A 15,975-nucleotide genomic window follows, 5' to 3' on the forward strand; every position below is an offset into this window, starting at 1 on the left:
ACCGCGGGCTGCCCCCGTCTCCCGCCGGGCTGACCCGTCTCCCGGCGGGCTGCCCCCGTTTCCCGGCGGGCTGCCCCGTCCACCGCGGGCTGCCCCCGTCTCCCGCCGGGCTGCCCCGTCCACCGCGGGCTGCCCCCGTCTCCCGCCGGGCTGCCCCGTCCACCGCGGGCTGCCCCCGTCTCCCGCCGGGCTGCCCCGTCCACCGCGGGCTGCCCCGTCCACCGCCGGGCTGCCCCGTCCCCCCGGTCGACCCGCCCCCTCCCGGCGGTCAGAGCAGCCCGGCCTCGATCAGCAGCCTCTGCACCCGCTCCACCTCCCGCGGCGACAGCGGCACCTGGGGCTCCGCCGTCGCCGGGCAGGCGATCACGCCCTGGAGGTGCAGCGCCGCCTTGAACGCGCCGATCGCCGCCGAGCTCGCGCCCATCCGGGCGGGGTCACCGGCGCCCACGATGCGGAACAGGGCGCACAGCCGCTCCTGTTCGGCCCGCGCCGCCTGAAGGTCGCCCGCACGCCACAGACGGTCGAGACGGACGTAGGCGTGCGGGTCGACGTTGGCGAAGCCGGGGACCGCCCCGTGCGCGCCGAGCGCGAGGGCCGCGTCGACGAGCAGTTCGGAGCCGGTCAGGACGCTGAAGCCGGGCATCGTCCGGGCGCCGGCGACGACCTCGCGGAAGCGGGCCAGGTCACCGCTGGAGTCCTTCAGCCCGGCCAGCACCCCGTCCGCGGCCAGCTCCAGGACGACGTCCGCGGGGAGTTCGGTGTGGACGGCGGCGGGCAGGTCGTAGGCGAGGACGGGGACCGGGCTCGCGGCGGCGACCAGCCGGTAGTGGCGGGCGATCTCCGCCGGATGGGTCCGGGTGTAGAAGGGCGAGATCACCACCACCGCGTCCGCGCCCGCCTCCGCGACGGACGCGACCTGCTCCAGCACCCGGGGCGTCGTCATGTCGATCGCCCCCGCCAGCACCGGCAGCTGTCCGCCCACGTGCGCCACGGTCGTCTCCACCACCAGTCGGCGCCGGCGGTCCGTCAGGTACGCCGCCTCCGAGGTCGTGCCGAGCACGAACAGCGCGTTCACCCCGGCCGCCACGAGATGGTCGACCAGCCGCAGCAGCGAGTCCACGTCCACCTCCCCCTCCGGTGTCAGGGGCGTGCACAGGGGCGGGACGACACCGGTCAGCGGGGCGGGCAACGGCATGAGGACTCCCTGGCGGCTGGACGAGCGGACGACGCGCCGACGGGGCGTGGGCCACGCGCGGGCGACCAGGGAAGTCTCCCCCCGCGAGCCCTACGGCAACGTCTTCTCGTACGTCGCGTCGGTGCCGGAGTCGTAGCCCAGCTCTCCGGCGGCGTCGTAGCCCTTGATGTGCGGGGCCGCCGTGACCTGCCGGCCCGGGACGCCGGCGGCGACGAACCAGCCGTGGTCCAGGGCGGCCGTGGCGCTGCTGTCGCCGTAGGACACGGTCACCTTCGCCACCGAGGACTCGACCCGGCCGACGACCCCCCAGCGGAACGGCAGCCTCTTGTTCGGCCTGCATCAAGCACCCCTCCTCGCCCTCCGGACCACCGTGCGGGCCGAATCGGTTGCCCGTCCGTCGTGTCCGCGTTCGTATGGGGGCATGGCGGAGGAACCGGAGCACGCGGACCTGGGCGGGCGGCTCGGCGAGAGGGCCTGGCGGCCCGGACAGCCCGGTGTGCTCGTGCTGCCGTCCGGCCGGCTGGTGCGCGGCCGCGGCCTGCGCCGGCCCCTGGATCCGGCGGCCGACCCGCCCTCGTACGGCCTCTACCTCCTGGGCTCCCGGCCGCCGCGGGTCCCCTGGGAGGCGCGCTGGGTCCGCCGGCCCGACTTCCGGCTGCCCGCCGACCGGGCCGACGCGCGGGCGGCGTTCGCCGAGGCGTGGCGGCGGGCGGCCGGGGAACCGGTCGAAGTCGCCTGCGCCGGCGGACGCGGCCGTACGGGGACGGCGCTGGCGTGTCTCGCGGTGCTGGACGGCGTACCGGCCGGGGAGGCGGTCGCGTTCGTGCGCCGGCACTACGACCGGCACGCCGTGGAGACGCCCTGGCAGCGGGCCTACGTACGGAGGTTCGGCCGGGCCGGTGCCGCGGACGTCACCGGCGAGGCCGCGGACGGGACCGCAGAGCGGACCACGGGCGGGGCCGGAGGCCGCGACGGCGCAGGGTGAGGGTCATCAGCAGGCGGTGCTCGCCGGGCCCGAAGTAGTCCTTGCGGGGGCCGTCGGGGTCGGGCACGAAGCCGAGGGAGCGGTAGAGGGCGACGGCCGTGTCGTTGCCGGGTTCCACGGAGAGCGACACGGACCGTACGCCCGCCGCGCGCAGATGGCCGAGAATGCGGGTCATCAGCCGCCTGCCGAGGCCCTGTCCGCGCAGCCCGGGGGCGATGCCCAGGCTGAGGATCCAGCTCCGGGCCGCGTCCGGCGGGGTCGACAGCACATAGCCGCCGAGGTCCGTGCCGTCCTCCAGCACGAACACGAAGTGCGGGAACGAGGCGAGGTACTGGCGCAGCACGAAGTACGGGTACGGATCACCCGGGAACGCCTCCGCGTCGAGACGGACGATATGGGGGAGATCTTCCTCCGTGGCCGCTCTGATCCGTAAGCGCCTTTCTCCGGACGCCTGGCTGTCCGTCGAACCGGCGACCGACGGAAAACGATCTCCGGGAAGAGGAGTCATACCGTCCCCTTGTGAAGGATCGACAAAATGAATGGCCCGTGCGCTGCTTCTTGTGCGATATGCATACCTGATCGTCCATCATTGCCCGGTGCATCCACGCCTTCAAGACCTCCGCGTACTGCTAGGCTGAACCAATGACCTCGGGATCGCCCACAGCCGACGTAAAGAATGCCGATGTGCCCTGGGACGCCTTCGATCCCGAGGAGTACATCAAGCGCAATTACATCGCGATCCAGCCGGTGGACCGGGAGATCCTCTCCCGTGTGCGTGATCACTTCCGTGATCATTTCCGAGGCGCGGCGGACCGTGTCCGCACCGGTATCGACGTCGGCGCGGGACCCAATCTCTATCCCGCCCTCGCCATGCTCCCCTGGTGCGACCGGATCACCCTCCTGGAGCGGTCCGCGGCGAACCTCGGCTACCTCGAGAGCCAACTCCCCGGCTACGACGCGAACTGGGACCAGTTCTGGGACGTCCTGCGCGAGCGGCCGGAATACGCCGACCCCGGCCTCGACCCCCGTAAGCGGTTCGCGGAAGCCGTCGGAAAACCCGTGGCGGGCAGCCTCTTCGACCTCTGCGGCGGGGACGAACGCTGGGATCTCGGCACCATGTTCTTCGTCGCCGAATCCATCACGGCCTCGCTCCAGGAATTCCGTGACGGAGTGGGCTGCTTTCTGCGTTCCCTGAATCCGGGCGCCCCCTTCGCCGCCGCATTCATGGAACATTCCGAGGGGTACAGCGTCGGCGCGGAGAAATTCCCCGCCCGGGACATCGACAGCGCCGAGGTGACCAGGGTGCTGGCGGATTACGCGGAGGGTGTCAGGATCCACCGCATGGCCAATCCGAAGCACCTGGTGCGCACCGGATACACCGGAATGATCCTGGCCTGCGGACGGCGGAAAGGCTGACTCCCGATCCGTTCTGTTCCATGGTGACGGGCCTGTGCGAGGGGAATGGGCATGCAGATCAAGCCGAGACAGAATCTGCTCGAAGTGTGGCAGGCCGTCGCCCGCCACTCCTTCGACGGCGGAGAATGGGACTGGGGTGCCTGGGGCGGCCGCAGCAGCGTCGCCGACGCCGAGCGGCTGCTGTGCCTGCTCTACCCCGCCACCGAGATCACCGCTCTGCGTCTCGACGACCCCGACACCACCCAGCGGGACGTGGAACGGGCGCTGAGGAACGCGGGCGACGCAGCCGAGATCCCCGGCAACCTCGTCAAGGTCCTCTCCGATTTCATGGAGCAGCACCGCGGCGACGAGGGCCCCGCCTTCGCCGGCGGCTACTACTTCACCCCCGAGGACCCCGACCAGGAACTCTCCAAGGAGCAGCGGGACGTGGGAGTCGTCGACTCCTACTCCATGTCGGTCACCCTGTGCCTGGCCACCCTCGGCTTCCTCAAGGTCTACCGGGGCAAGACCCAGCGCGCGAGCACCCGCGAGCGCATCGACCGGCTCCAGAAGGCCACCAGCGCCCGGCTGACCGCCGCCATGGTGAGCCTGCTGCGCTCCTTCACCGTCAACGTCGTCGACGTCTCCTCCGACCAGGGACAGGCCCTCACCCGCCTCCTCGGTCAGGGCCGGCTCTCCGAACGACAGGTCCTGCACCGCTTCCAGACGCGCTTCAAGGCGCTGCGCGCCGTCATCAGCGAGAGCGTCACCCTCGGTCTCGACCGCGACGTCACCGACGAACTGCGCAACGACAACCGGCTGTTCGAGTGCGGCTGGGCCTGGAGCCTGGTGAAGGGCTCCCCCGAGATCGACGTCGAGGAGGCGACCGCCGCGGGCATCGGCAAACAGCCCGAGGGGGTCGCCCACCCCACGCCCTACCTGTACTTCACCGTCGTCGCCCTCGACGGCATCCCCGACCTGTTCTCCGAGCGCACCCTCGTCCTCGGTCTGCTCGACGCCGAACAGCAGAGGCTGGCCGACGCGCTGCGGCTGCGCTGGGAGATCACCCAGCAGTACTGGTCGGCGATCGCCCGCTTCGGCGACGGCACCTGGCCGCTGGAGGAGATCCCCTGGCGGACCACCCTCCAGCAACTGGAGTCGGAGTACTTCTCCCTCTCCGTCGCCTCCATCCTCGTCCACGACCTGGTCCGCCGCCGCGCCACCGACGACGACCTCACCCGCACCGTCAGGGTCATGGAACGCCTCGCCGAACGCGGCCGCATCACCAGCGGCATGACCCGCGACGACCCGGCGATCGTCCTGCACGACCCCGGCGTCAGCCTGCCCCTGCTGGGCAGCGACGCCCTCGGCCCCGCCATGAAGTGGACCATGGCGGACTTCTCCGCCCAACTGCTCAAACGGACCATCCAGCTCTGCTCGCTGTCCCGGAACATCACCTCCCAGGACCGCCTGCTGCGCCTCGCCGAGGACATCCTCGACCACCTCTGGCGGCGCCGCATCAGCGAGGGCGACGGCGTCGGCCTGTGGGACGACACGCACGCCGTCTACCCCGACGCACCGGTCCGCCGGGGCCCGCCGTCCTGGAGCGTCACCGAGCGCGTCACCGAGTGCATGGTCGCCGCGCACGCCCTCTACGACCAGCCGCCGATCCGCAGCGCCGAACTCTCCGCGCTCGCGCGGGCGCTGATCAGCGAATCGGCCCACCTCTTCGGCAAGGAGCAGATGGAACAGCCCGCCCCCACCCCCAGGAGCCCCCAGGGCGAGGAGATCAAGGGGATCGAGGCGGACCTGCGCCGCGCCCGCCACCTGGTCGACGAGCAGCCCGGCACCGCCTACGCGCTGGCCCTCGGCGTCCTCACCCGGCTGGACACCCTCGCCCGCGCCCGGGGCGACAACGGCCCCCAGGGGGTGTGAGGCGTGCTCGTCTTCGCCGCCTCCGACAAGGGGGGCACCGGCCGCTCCGTCACCAGCGCCAACCTCGCCTACCACCTCGCACTCGACGGGGACGACGTCTGCTACCTGGACTTCGACTTCGGCTCGCCCACCGCGGCCGCCGTGTTCGACCTGCCCGACATCCTCACCGAGGCCGAGGGCCGCGGTCTGCACGCGTACCTGAAGGGCAAGACCGGCGAGCCCCTCCGGGTCGACGTCTGGGCCCGCACCGAACACCCCCAACTGCGCAGCCGGCCCGCCGGATCCGGACGGCTGGTGCTGCTGCCCGGAGACCGCACCGGCGGGGAATTCGTCACCGACGAGGAGAACCTGCACCGCTGCGTGGACCTCGTCCTGCGGCTGAAACGCGAATTCGACGTGATCATCGTCGACCTGAGCGCCGGACGCAGTTATGCGATGGACCTCGCACTCGCCGCGACCTCACCGCGCGGCGGGCTCGGACGCCTGAAAACCCGATGGCTCGTCTATCACCGCTGGACCCGGCAGCACGTGATGGCGGCCGCCGAACTCGTGTACGGCAGACAGGGTATTGCGCAGGCCGGTGCCGCCATGGGACACGACACCGATGCGCTTTCCGCCGCGATCCGCTTCGTACGGGCCGCCGTACCGAATCTCGACTCGCCGCTCTGGTCGCAGGTCTCGCCCGCGCAGTACGCGTGGATGCGGCAGTGCGACACCCAGCTCGAGGAAATCGCCGCCGGCCGCGGTATCGGCAGGACCCGGGTGCTGGCGTCCATTCCGCTGGAACCCGTCCTGCAATGGCAGGAACGGCTCATCACCGACGAGGACGTCCACGACCGCCGGATCGCCAACGCCGAGACCTGGCAGGCGATGGGCGAACTCGCCCGGCGCCTCACCGACGACAAGCACTGGGGGCAGCTGTGAGCGGGCCGGGGACCGTCTTCCGGGAGACCAGCGCACAGCCGCGCACCGAATCCGTTCCCTATTCCCATCTCTCCCTGGAATTAGGGCACTTGTACATGGAGGACTTCACCGAGGGCCCCGACCGGCTGCGCCGCCACTTCGCCGCCGTACGCCCCTGGGTGGAGGCCGCCCGGGCCGGCGTCGGCCCGCTGCCGGCCGGCAAGCGGCCCCGGATCAGCACCTGCTTCCTGATCGACGACTACTTCAGCCGCCTGTCCACCCCCGCCGAGCTGATACCCCCGCTGCTGGCGGCGGCCGCCGAGGCGGGCCTCACCCTCGACTACCTGGCCCGCGAGTCCGGCTGCGCCACCGCCGAGCCGGGCCGGCGCGACCGCGCCGCACTCGCCGAGTCCGTCCTGCACCGGCTGGTGGAGTCCCCGCCGCCCGGCAGCAACGGCTTCCGCCCGCCCGTCAGCCGCACCGGCTGGCTCACCAACGGCCGGCGCGCCCCCACCCGCCGCACCTCCGCCGCCCTGGACGCGGCCGGCGGCGTCTGGGAACCGCCGAGCGAGACCGGCGCCCGCGGCCACTCCGTCTTCATGGACGTCGAACTGTGGAGCGGCACCGAGGACGAGCGCACCTGGTCCTGCGCCTTCCTCGCCTCCGTGTGGCAGCTCGTCCGGCTCGGGCTGCTGCGCGACAACGGCCGCACGGTGCTCACCCCCGCCCCGTGGGACGCCAAGGCGTTCCCGGCCGAGTGGGACGCCCTGCCGCCCGTCGTCCGCCTCAACCCGCTGGCGGCGCCCTTCACCGCGTACACCACGTGCAGCGTCCTGCCCGCCCGGTTCCTGCCCGTGGAGCACGCCGTCCGGGTCGTCCTCGACCAGGTCCACGTGGAGGCCGAGGTGCTGCGCCAGGTCGCCGAGCGGTCCGCCGGCGAGGGCTTCCCCGTCCCCGCCGGCGTCGTGGACCGCACCTCCTACGTGTTTCCGCCGGGACTGTGACATGACCGCTCCCGGCACCACCACGGACCCGGTCCTCACCTGCGGGGAGGTGCGCACCTGCCTGCTGCCCACCCGGGACGCGGTGGACGAGCGCACCGCCGAACGGCTGCTGCGGCTGCGCCCCGACGAACGGGTCCGGCTCTCCCGGCGCCCCAACCGGTACGCCGTCTCCCCGGACGTCCTCACCGGCGTCGACTGCCGGCTGCCCAGCGCGGGCGGCGGCAAGGTCCGCGCGGTCGGCACGGTGACCGCCCGCGCGGCCCTCGTCGAGGGGCGGGTGCTCCAGGCCACCGCGTACTTCTCCGCCCCCGCCACCGGCCCCGACCGGCGCCGGCCCTGGGGCTACTACCTGGTCCGGCCCGGGGTGCTGGTCCCGGTCGGCGCCCTGTCCCCCCGGGCGGTCGCGGAGGGGTTCCTGACCCGCCACGAACAGGACGAGCTGGACGTCGGCTCGATCGCCGAGGGCCGGCTGTCGAGCATCTCGCGCCTGCTGCTGGACTCCTTCGACCCGCCGCTCACCACGACCGACACCCGGGTCCGCTGGACCGCGTCGGCCGCCTCCGGCGGCGCGGAGCCGGCCCTGCGCTTCACCGTCGCCGACGACGGTCTGCGCACCCTCGGACTGCGGCTGCCGCCCGGTACCGCACCGGCCGCCGCGGCCGCCCTGTGCGAGGACCTCGCCCTGCACGACTGGCTGCTGACCACCGTCGTCGACAAACTGGACGGCCTCCGGCTCGGCTCCGCCGACGGCCGGGCCGCCCTGAAGGTCCTGCGCCCGCTCGTCGACCACCTGCTCCACCTGTGGCTGCCCAAGGCCCGCGTCGAGCGGTCCCTGGAGGCCCTGTGGGACCTGCTGGAGAAGGAGCCCGGATTCAGCCGCCAGTGGGAGACCCATGTGCGGCGCGTCCGCGACCAGCTGCTGCTCCAGGCCATCCTCACCCAGCGCGAGGCCCTGGGCGCCTCGCTCACCACGTCCTGAAGTCGCTCGACACCCTTCCTGCGACGCCAGTCCGCGCATCATCCCGACGGGGGGAAAGAGATGAGCACACCGACACGGTCCGACGGTGACAGCGCACGGCAGTTGACCCTGAAACTCCTGGTGACGATTGTGACGGGCGGTGTCGTCTACGTCCTCACCAACGTCCTGCTGCCGAAGGAGGAGGGCCCCTGGCAGCTGGTGCTGTCGGTGCTGTGCGGCGGCACGGTGCTGATCGTGCAGTTCATGGCCTCCTTCGTGAACCAGCTCAGCGACCTGAAGGACGTGGTGGAGAAGCGCTTCGCCGACATAGGCGAGGCCACCAAACTCTTCAACGAGGTGGAGAAGCTGCGTGGCGACGGCGTGCCCCGGCTCGCCGAGCACGCCACCAAGGTCGTCTCCACGGGGCCGGACATCCTGCACGAGTTCGCGCACGAGGAGATCAACCGCCTCGCCCGGCAGATGGAGAAGCTCACCAACCTGAGCGCCGACTGCGCCGGGGAGAACCACGACTGGCTCATCAACCTCACCCAGGGGTCCAGGACGAGCATCGACGCCGTCAGCACCACCGTCGTCGACGACGACTTCTGGAACAGCGAACCGGCGGGCCGCTACCTCACCGCACAGCGCGAGGCGATGCAGGAACGGCACGTCACGGTCCGGCGGGTGTTCATCATGAAGGAGGGCCAGGACCGCGACTCCCTCGCGGCGCTCGCCGCGACCTGCAAGGAGCAGGGCGAGATGGGCATCCAGGTCCGGGTGGTGCCCCAGGAGCGGATCGCCCGCCGCGTCGGCCGCGGCAAGATGATCGACTTCATCGTCTTCGACGAGGCGATGTCCTACGAGATCCAGGCGGACCTGGACGGCGGGATCTCGTCGACGGCGGTGAACGCCGGCCTGAGCGAGGTCCAGACCCTGATCCGCCGGTTCGGCATGATCTGGGAGGCCGCCAAGGACCCGAACGACGACCCCGCGCTGAACGGCCTGCTGAACGGCGTGCCCGACGGCGTCCCGGTCCTCCCCGACGGGACCGACCCGGACGGCGAGTGACGCCCCCCGGAGCCGGACCCGGCCCGGTCAGGGTGCGGCCCTCTCCACCTCGGCCGCGGGCGCCCCTGCACGGAGCCCGGGTGCGCGCAGCAGCAGGGGTGTCGCGAGCAGGAGGAGGCCCGCGGCGGCGATGGCGGCGCGGGCGCCGGTGAGGGCGGCCAGGGTGCCCCACAGGGCCGTCAGAGCGGCGACGCCGGCCTTCTGGGAGACCGTCCACGCCGACAGCGTGCGGGTGACCCGGTCCGCCGGGGTCAGCTCCAGCCGGCTGGTCGCGAGCACGGGGTTGTAGACGCTCGCGCACCCGATCAGCCCGCACTCGACGGCCATGACGAGCGCCAGCCCGCCGGGACCCGGCCGCACGAGGGCCAGCCCGAGCGTCCAGCACGCGCGCAGCGTCCCGGAGGTCAGCAGGACCCGGTGCCGCCCGTACCGGGCGACCAGCCACGGGGCCAGCCGGGAGCCGGCCAGGCCGGCGGCGCAGGGCACGGCGAAGGCGAGGGCGTACTGCCAGGGCGCGAAGCCGAGCGGCCCCAGCATCAGGACGGCCAGGGGCGGGGAGGCGGCCAGGATCAGGCCGTTGACCAGCACGGTGTTGAGGAACAGGGGCCGCAGGGTGCGGTGGGTGAGGAGATGGCGCCAGCCTTCGAGCAGGTCACCGGCGCGCAGGCGGCCCCCGGCGCCCTCGCGGACGGGCGGCGTCTCGTGCCCGCCGACCGCGCGCAGGCCCGCCGCCGACAGCAGATAGCTCACCGCGTCCACCGCCACCGTCACCACCGGCCCCAGCAGGCCGGCCGCGGCCCCGCCGAGCGGCGGCCCGAGCACGGCGGCCGTCCAGGTCGTCGACTCGAACCGGCCGTTCGCGGCCAGCAGGTCCTCCGGCGGGACCAGCGCCTTCAGGAAGGCCCCGCTCGCCGCCCGGAAGCAGATGTCCGCCGCGGCGACGACCACCGACACCGCCAGCAGCTGCCCGAGCCCGAGCCCGCCGAGCGCGAAGGCCGCCGGGACGCTCAGCAGGGCCGCGCCCCGCACCAGGTCCGCGGCGACCATCACCGGCCGTTTGGGCCGGAACTCCACCCACGGCCCCAGCGGCAGCGCCAGCACCGCCCCCACGGCGGGCCCCACGGCCGCCAGCGCCGCCACCTCGGCCGGCCCGGCGTGCAGCACCAGCACCGCGATCAGTGCGAACGCGTCGAACGCCAGCCAGGTACCGAACGTACTGACCGTGTACGCCCCCCACAGCCACCCGAACGACCGCCCCAGCGCACGCCCCGCCACCGCACCTCCACCCGTCCACAGGAACCGGGCGATCGTAGTGGGTGCCGCACGCGTCCCTCTCCGCGTAGGCGAGAATGGGCCCATGACCCTGCTCCGCGACGACGGCGTCCTGCTCTGCACCCAGCAGGGCCACGGCGGTGCGCGATGAGCCTCTTCCGCGACGACGGCGTCGTGCTGCGCACCCAGAAGCTCGGTGAGGCGGACCGCATCATCACGCTGCTCACCCGCAGCCACGGCCGGGTCCGGGCCGTCGCCCGGGGCGTACGCCGCACGAAGTCGAAGTTCGGCGCCCGCCTCGAACCCTTCTCCCATGTCGACGTGCAGTTCTTCGCGCGCGGCAGCGACCTGGTCGGGCGCGGGCTGCCGCTGTGCACCCAGAGCGAGACCATCGCCCCGTACGGCGGCGGGATCGTCAGCGACTACGCCCGCTACACCGCGGGCACGGCCATGCTGGAGACCGCCGAGCGGTTCACCGACCACGAGGGCGAGCCGGCGGTGCAGCAGTACCTGCTGCTCGTCGGGGCGCTGCGCACCCTCGCCCGCGGCGAGCACGCCCCGCACCTCGTCCTCGACGCGTTCCTGCTGCGCTCGCTCGCCGTCAACGGGTACGCACCGAGCTTCGGCGACTGCGCCAAGTGCGGCATGCCCGGACCGAACCGGTTCTTCTCGGTGGCCTCCGGGGGATCCGTGTGCGTCGACTGCCGGGTGCCCGGCAGTGTCGTACCGTCGCCGCGGACGCTGGAACTGCTGGGCGCGCTGCTCACGGGAGACTGGGAGACCGCGGACGCGTGCGAGGCGCGCTACGTCCGGGAGGGCAGCGGGCTGGTGTCCGCCTACCTGCACTGGCATCTGGAGCGCGGCCTGCGCTCCCTCCGGTACGTGGAAAAGTAAGCAGCGAAGAGCAGCGAAGGAGACGAGAAGCACATGGTCGTACGCGGGTTCCTGGGGCGGCAGCGTCGGGAGTACAGGGCACCTGAGCCGCACCCGTCCGGCGCCCGCGCGCCGAAGCTCCCCGGCGAGCTGGTTCCCGAGCACGTGGCGATCGTCATGGACGGCAACGGCCGCTGGGCCAAGGAGCGGGGGCTGCCGCGCACCGAGGGGCACAAGGTCGGCGCCGAGCGCGTCCTCGACGTCCTCCAGGGCGCGGTCGAGATCGGCGTGCGGAACATCTCCCTGTACGCCTTCTCCACCGAGAACTGGAAGCGCTCGCCCGACGAGGTGCGCTTCCTGATGAACTTCAACCGCGACTTCATCCGCAAGACCCGCGACCAGCTCGACGCGCTGGGCATCCGGGTGCGCTGGGTGGGCCGTATGCCCAAGCTGTGGAAGTCGGTGGCCAAGGAGCTCCAGATCGCCCAGGAGCAGACCAAGGACAACGACCTGCTCACGCTGTACTTCTGCATGAACTACGGCGGCCGCGCGGAGATCGCCGACGCCGCCCAGGCCATCGCCGAGGACGTGCGGGCCGGCCGCCTCGACCCGTCCAAGGTCACCGAGAAGACCGTCGCGAAGTACCTCTACTACCCGGACATGCCGGACGTGGACCTGTTCCTGCGGCCCAGCGGCGAGCAGCGCACCTCGAACTACCTGCTCTGGCAGAGCGCCTACGCCGAGATGGTCTTCCAGGACGTCCTGTGGCCCGACTTCGACCGCCGCGACCTGTGGCGGGCCTGCGTCGAGTTCGCCTCCCGCGACCGCCGCTTCGGCGGCGCGATCCCGAACGAGGAGCTGCTGGCGATGGAGGGCGAGACGCCCTCGTAGGGGGCGCGTACGCGAAGGGGCGCCCGGTCCGGACCGGGCGCCCCTTCGCGTGCTTCCGGTGCTTCCGGTTCCCGCCGCTGCCGGGCCTTCGGCGCTCCGGTGCTTCCGGGCCTTCGGTGCGCCTGTGCCTACGCCTGCGCCTGTGCCGCCGCGCAGTCGGAGCAGGTGCCGAAGATCTCCACCGTGTGCGCCACGTTGACGAAGCCGTGTTCCGCGGCGATGGCCTCCGCCCACTTCTCGACGGCCGGGCCCTCGACCTCGACGGCCTTGCCGCAGGCGCGGCAGACGAGGTGGTGGTGGTGTTCGCCGGTGGAGCAGCGGCGGTAGACGGACTCGCCGTCGGAGGTGCGCAGGACGTCGACCTCGCCCGCGTCGGCGAGGGACTGGAGGGTGCGGTAGACCGTCGTCAGCCCGACGGAGTCGCCCTTGTGCTTCAGCATGTCGTGGAGTTCCTGCGCGCTGCGGAACTCCTCGACCTCGTCGAGCGCCGCAGCCACGGCGGCACGCTGCCGGGTGGCCCGGCCCTTCACGGGCGATCCAGCGGTCGTCACCGTTGCCTCCTCACGTCTGCGCCTTGCCGGGGCCATTGTGCCAGCCCGGGCCGGGCGCGGTCAGACGCCGGCTCCGTCGCCCGCCTCCCGGGTGGCCGGAATCGTGCACTCCGCGGGGTCCGCGCCGGGCTGTGCCGCGGCGAGCGCGCGGGCGCGGCGGCGGGCCAGCGGGGCGGCCAGGGCGGTCAGGGCGACGAACGCCGCGATGGTCAGCAGCACGATCGTCGCGCCGGGCGGGACGTCCTGGTAGTACGAGGTGACCGTGCCGCCGATGGTGACGGTGATGCCGATGGCCACGGCGATCGCGAAGGTCGCCGCGAAGCTCCGGGTGAGCTGCTGGGCCGCCGCCACCGGGACCACCATCAGGGCCGAGACCAGCAGCAGTCCCACGACGCGCATCGCCACGGTCACCGTGACGGCCGCGGTGACCGCCGTGAGCAGGTTCAGGGCGCGCACCGGCAGTCCGGTGACGCGTGCGAACTCCTCGTCCTGGCTGACCGCGAACAGCTGGCGGCGCAGGCCCAGGGTGACGAGGACCACGAAGGCCGCCAGGACGCAGATCGCCGTCACGTCCGACTCCGACACCGTCGTCAGCGAGCCGAACAGGTACGAGTTGAGGTTGGCGTTGGAACCGGTCGGCGCGAGGTTGATGAACATCACGCCGCCGGCCATGCCGCCGTAGAAGAGCATCGCGAGGGCGATGTCGCCGCGGGTGCGGCCGTACCAGCGGATCAGTTCCATCAGGATCGCGCCGAGGACGGAGACGGCCGTCGCCATCCACACGGGTGACCAGGACAGCAGGAAGCCGAGGCCGACACCGGTCATCGCGACGTGGCCGATGCCGTCGCCCATCAGGGCCTGGCGGCGCTGGACGAGGTAGATGCCGACGGCGGGGGCGGTGATGCCGACCAGGACGGCGGCGAGCAGCGCCCGCTGCATGAAGGCGTAGTTCAGGAAGTCCATCAGCTCAGCAGTCCCGTGCGGATCGGTTCGGTGCCCGCCGGCGCGTGCGGGTGTACGTGGTCGTGGCCGGGCAGCGCGTGCTGGCCGACCGCGCGCGGGGGCGGGCCGTCGTGCGTCACACAGCCGTCGCGCAGGACGACCGCCCGGTCGATGAGGGGCTCCAGCGGGCCCAGCTCGTGCAGCACCAGCAGGACGGTCGTACCGGCCGCCACCTGCCCCCGGAGCGTGCGCGCGAGCACCTCCTGGCTGGCCAGGTCGACGCCCGCCATCGGCTCGTCCATGATCAGCAGTTCGGGTTCGGCGGCGAGCGCGCGGGCGATGAGCACCCGCTGGTGCTGGCCGCCGGAGAGGGCGTTCACGGAGTCCTTGGCCCGGTCGGCCATGCCGACGAGGTCCAGGGCGTGCCGTACGGCCTCGTGGTCGGCCTTGCGCAGGACGCCGAACCGGGCCCGGGACAGGCGACCGGAGGAGACGACCTCGGTGACCGTGGCCGGGACACCGCCGGCGGCGGTGGTGCGCTGCGGCACGTAGCCCACGCGCCGCCAGTCCCGGAAGCGCCGCCGCTCGGTGCCGAACAGCTCGATCCGCCCGGCGGTGACCGGGACCTGGCCGATGACGCTGCGCACGGCGGTGGACTTGCCGGAGCCGTTCGCGCCGAGCAGGGCGACGACCTCACCGCGGTGCACGGTGAGGTCGATGCCGCGCAGGACGGGGCGCGAGCCGAGTTCGGCGCGCACACCGCGCAGCGAGATGACGGGGTCGCCCTGTGCGCCCCTGTCCGTCGCGTCCATGACGCCCTCCGCGGAGGTCACTTGGTGCCCAGGGCGGTCTGGAGCGCCGTGAGGTTCGCTTCCTGGACCGCGAAGTAGTCGTCGCCGCGCGACGCGTCGGTGATGCCCTCGATCGGGTCGAGGACGTCCGTCTTCAGCCCGGCGTCCTTCGCGAGGGTCTTGGCGGTCTTGTCGCTGACGAGCGTCTCGTAGAAGACCGTGGTGACGCCGTCGGCCTTGGCCATGGTCTGGAGTTCCTTGACGCGGGCGGCGCTCGGCTCCGACTCGGGGTCGAGGCCGCTGATGGCCTCCTCGGTCAGGCCGTAGCGCTCGGCGAGGTAGCCGAAGGCGGCGTGGGTGGTGATGAAGACCTTGGTCCCGGTGTTCGCGAGGCCGGTCTCGAACTTCGTGTTCAGGGCGTTCAGCTTCGTGACCAGGGCCGCGGTGTTCTTCTCGTAGTCGGCGGCGTGGTCCGGGTCGGCCTTCTCGAAGGCCGCGCCGACGCCCTCGGCGACCTCGGCGTACTTGACCGGGTCGAGCCAGACGTGGGGGTCGAGGCCGCCCTCCGCCTCGTGGTCGTGCCCCTCCTCCTCTTCCTCCTCATGGCCGCCGACCTCGGTGCCGTGCTCCTCGAGGGTGGTGAGCTCGGCGGCGTCGATCTTCGTCTTGACCCCGGACTGGGCGACGGTGTCGTCGACGGAGGACTGGAGGCCCTTGAGGTAGAGCACCGCGTCGGCCTCCTCGACCGTCACGCGCTGCTTGGCGCTGATCTCCAGGTCGTGGGGCTCCTGGCCGGGCTCGGTCAGGGTGCTGACCTTGACGTGGTCGCCGCCTATCTGCTCGGCGAGGAAGGCCATCGGGTAGAACGACGCGACGACGTCGAACGTGTCCGTGTTCCCGGCCGCGGCGCTCTCGCCGGAGCAGGCGGTGAGAGCGGTGAGGCCGAGGACGGTGGCCGCGGCGACGGCGGTGCCCGGTATGAGTCGTCGTACGTTCATGACACTCATTTTCAACAAATATGGAAACCGTTGTCAACAAAGTCTTCACAGGGACTCGGCCGGAGGCGGTGCGGGGGCGTTGTGAGGGGGGAGCGGGAGGCGGGGCAAGGTCGTGAGGCGGTCCCCGATTTGGCCGAGGGGGAGCCCCCGCCGGTACCCTGAAGCATTCGCTGGAAGCATCTCGCTTCGTCGCCCGTCGTCGTAATGAAGAGAG

General features: G+C 72.3%; 17 protein-coding genes. 9 read left to right on the forward strand and 8 right to left on the reverse strand.

Annotation, left to right across the window (positions count from 1 at the left end):
* Nucleotides 1-268 precede the first annotated feature (268 nt).
* A complete protein-coding gene (locus ACIP67_RS08370) occupies nt 269-1,195 on the reverse strand; it encodes a dihydrodipicolinate synthase family protein (RefSeq protein WP_401689309.1) in 927 nt (308 codons plus the stop codon).
* Nucleotides 1,196-1,285: 90 nt separating this feature from the next.
* Nucleotides 1,286-1,474, reverse strand: coding sequence for a hypothetical protein (locus ACIP67_RS08375; protein WP_401689312.1), 189 nt, complete (start codon nt 1,472-1,474; stop codon nt 1,286-1,288).
* Between the two features lie 142 nt (nt 1,475-1,616).
* On the opposite strand from ACIP67_RS08375, the gene ACIP67_RS08380 reads away from it, so the two are divergent.
* On the forward strand, nt 1,617-2,180 hold the full coding sequence (locus ACIP67_RS08380; RefSeq protein ID WP_401689315.1) for a protein phosphatase: 564 nt from the start codon (nt 1,617-1,619) through the stop codon (nt 2,178-2,180).
* Here ACIP67_RS08380 and ACIP67_RS08385 read toward each other — a convergent pair.
* Nucleotides 2,107-2,688: a GNAT family N-acetyltransferase gene (locus tag ACIP67_RS08385; protein ID WP_401689318.1), complete on the reverse strand. Its 582-nt coding sequence runs from the start codon at nt 2,686-2,688 to the stop codon at nt 2,107-2,109. The genes ACIP67_RS08380 and ACIP67_RS08385 overlap by 74 nt on opposite strands.
* A 134-nt stretch (nt 2,689-2,822) precedes the next feature.
* Between ACIP67_RS08385 and ACIP67_RS08390 the strand changes: the two genes are divergently transcribed.
* The 6 genes from ACIP67_RS08390 to ACIP67_RS08415 are packed head-to-tail and all read left to right on the forward strand — an operon-like array spanning nt 2,823 to nt 9,443.
* Nucleotides 2,823-3,596, forward strand: a complete 774-nt coding sequence (locus ACIP67_RS08390) for an SCO2525 family SAM-dependent methyltransferase (RefSeq protein WP_401689321.1) — start codon at nt 2,823-2,825, stop codon at nt 3,594-3,596.
* Nucleotides 3,597-3,647: 51 nt separating this feature from the next.
* A complete protein-coding gene (locus ACIP67_RS08395) occupies nt 3,648-5,510 on the forward strand; it encodes an SCO2524 family protein (RefSeq protein WP_401689324.1) in 1,863 nt (620 codons plus the stop codon).
* Between the two features lie 3 nt (nt 5,511-5,513).
* On the forward strand, nt 5,514-6,434 hold the full coding sequence (locus ACIP67_RS08400; protein WP_401689327.1) for an SCO2523 family variant P-loop protein: 921 nt from the start codon (nt 5,514-5,516) through the stop codon (nt 6,432-6,434).
* On the forward strand, nt 6,431-7,417 hold the full coding sequence (locus ACIP67_RS08405; protein WP_401689330.1) for an SCO2522 family protein: 987 nt from the start codon (nt 6,431-6,433) through the stop codon (nt 7,415-7,417). Before ACIP67_RS08400 ends, ACIP67_RS08405 begins: the two co-directional genes overlap by 4 nt.
* 1 nt (nt 7,418) lies before the next feature.
* Nucleotides 7,419-8,396 (forward strand): SCO2521 family protein, encoded by a 978-nt coding sequence (locus ACIP67_RS08410; protein ID WP_401689333.1) that lies wholly within the window; start codon nt 7,419-7,421, stop codon nt 8,394-8,396.
* 60 nt (nt 8,397-8,456) lie between these two features.
* Nucleotides 8,457-9,443, forward strand: coding sequence for a DUF6879 family protein (locus ACIP67_RS08415; protein WP_401689336.1), 987 nt, complete (start codon nt 8,457-8,459; stop codon nt 9,441-9,443).
* Between the two features lie 27 nt (nt 9,444-9,470).
* Here the strand turns inward: ACIP67_RS08415 and ACIP67_RS08420 are convergent, their stop codons facing one another.
* Nucleotides 9,471-10,718 carry an MFS transporter gene (locus tag ACIP67_RS08420; protein WP_401689339.1) on the reverse strand — a complete coding sequence of 416 codons (1,248 nt, stop codon included), beginning with the start codon at nt 10,716-10,718 and terminating at the stop codon, nt 9,471-9,473.
* A gap of 144 nt (nt 10,719-10,862) precedes the next feature.
* On the opposite strand from ACIP67_RS08420, the gene recO reads away from it, so the two are divergent.
* The gene (gene recO, locus ACIP67_RS08425; RefSeq protein WP_401689342.1) at nt 10,863-11,609 is read left to right on the forward strand and encodes a DNA repair protein RecO; all 747 of its coding nucleotides are present in this window, start codon (nt 10,863-10,865) and stop codon (nt 11,607-11,609) included.
* A 33-nt stretch (nt 11,610-11,642) separates the two neighbouring features.
* Nucleotides 11,643-12,479, forward strand: coding sequence for an isoprenyl transferase (locus ACIP67_RS08430; protein WP_401689345.1), 837 nt, complete (start codon nt 11,643-11,645; stop codon nt 12,477-12,479).
* A 128-nt stretch (nt 12,480-12,607) separates the two neighbouring features.
* Here the strand turns inward: ACIP67_RS08430 and ACIP67_RS08435 are convergent, their stop codons facing one another.
* Genes ACIP67_RS08435 through ACIP67_RS08450 form a run of 4 tightly spaced genes read right to left on the reverse strand, consistent with a single transcriptional unit; the run spans nt 12,608 to nt 15,761 of the window.
* Complete coding sequence (locus ACIP67_RS08435) at nt 12,608-13,030, reverse strand: Fur family transcriptional regulator (RefSeq protein WP_401689348.1); 423 nt, start codon at nt 13,028-13,030, stop codon at nt 12,608-12,610.
* 60 nt (nt 13,031-13,090) lie between these two features.
* On the reverse strand, nt 13,091-13,993 hold the full coding sequence (locus ACIP67_RS08440; protein ID WP_401689351.1) for a metal ABC transporter permease: 903 nt from the start codon (nt 13,991-13,993) through the stop codon (nt 13,091-13,093).
* Entirely contained in the window at nt 13,993-14,784 is a 792-nt protein-coding gene (locus ACIP67_RS08445) for a metal ABC transporter ATP-binding protein (protein ID WP_401689354.1), read from the reverse strand. Before ACIP67_RS08445 ends, ACIP67_RS08440 begins: the two co-directional genes overlap by 1 nt.
* Before the next feature lie 17 nt (nt 14,785-14,801).
* Entirely contained in the window at nt 14,802-15,761 is a 960-nt protein-coding gene (locus ACIP67_RS08450) for a metal ABC transporter substrate-binding protein (protein WP_401689357.1), read from the reverse strand.
* Between the last annotated feature and the right edge of the window lie 214 nt (nt 15,762-15,975).

The sequence above is a fragment of the Streptomyces sp. NPDC088812 genome (assembly GCF_044750285.1).
Taxonomy (GTDB): Bacteria; Actinomycetota; Actinomycetes; order Streptomycetales; family Streptomycetaceae; genus Streptomyces.

Coding starts and splice junctions, on each gene's coding strand:
- ACIP67_RS08370 (WP_401689309.1), bottom strand. CDS start 1,195: ATGCCGTTGCCCGCCCCGCTGACCGGTGTCGTCCCGCCCCTGTGCACG.
- ACIP67_RS08380 (WP_401689315.1), top strand. CDS start 1,617: ATGGCGGAGGAACCGGAGCACGCGGACCTGGGCGGGCGGCTCGGCGAG.
- ACIP67_RS08385 (WP_401689318.1), bottom strand. CDS start 2,688: ATGACTCCTCTTCCCGGAGATCGTTTTCCGTCGGTCGCCGGTTCGACG.
- ACIP67_RS08390 (WP_401689321.1), top strand. CDS start 2,823: ATGACCTCGGGATCGCCCACAGCCGACGTAAAGAATGCCGATGTGCCC.
- ACIP67_RS08395 (WP_401689324.1), top strand. CDS start 3,648: ATGCAGATCAAGCCGAGACAGAATCTGCTCGAAGTGTGGCAGGCCGTC.
- ACIP67_RS08410 (WP_401689333.1), top strand. CDS start 7,419: ATGACCGCTCCCGGCACCACCACGGACCCGGTCCTCACCTGCGGGGAG.
- ACIP67_RS08415 (WP_401689336.1), top strand. CDS start 8,457: ATGAGCACACCGACACGGTCCGACGGTGACAGCGCACGGCAGTTGACC.
- recO (WP_401689342.1), top strand. CDS start 10,863: ATGAGCCTCTTCCGCGACGACGGCGTCGTGCTGCGCACCCAGAAGCTC.
- ACIP67_RS08430 (WP_401689345.1), top strand. CDS start 11,643: ATGGTCGTACGCGGGTTCCTGGGGCGGCAGCGTCGGGAGTACAGGGCA.
- ACIP67_RS08440 (WP_401689351.1), bottom strand. CDS start 13,993: ATGGACTTCCTGAACTACGCCTTCATGCAGCGGGCGCTGCTCGCCGCC.
- ACIP67_RS08445 (WP_401689354.1), bottom strand. CDS start 14,784: ATGGACGCGACGGACAGGGGCGCACAGGGCGACCCCGTCATCTCGCTG.
- ACIP67_RS08450 (WP_401689357.1), bottom strand. CDS start 15,761: ATGAACGTACGACGACTCATACCGGGCACCGCCGTCGCCGCGGCCACC.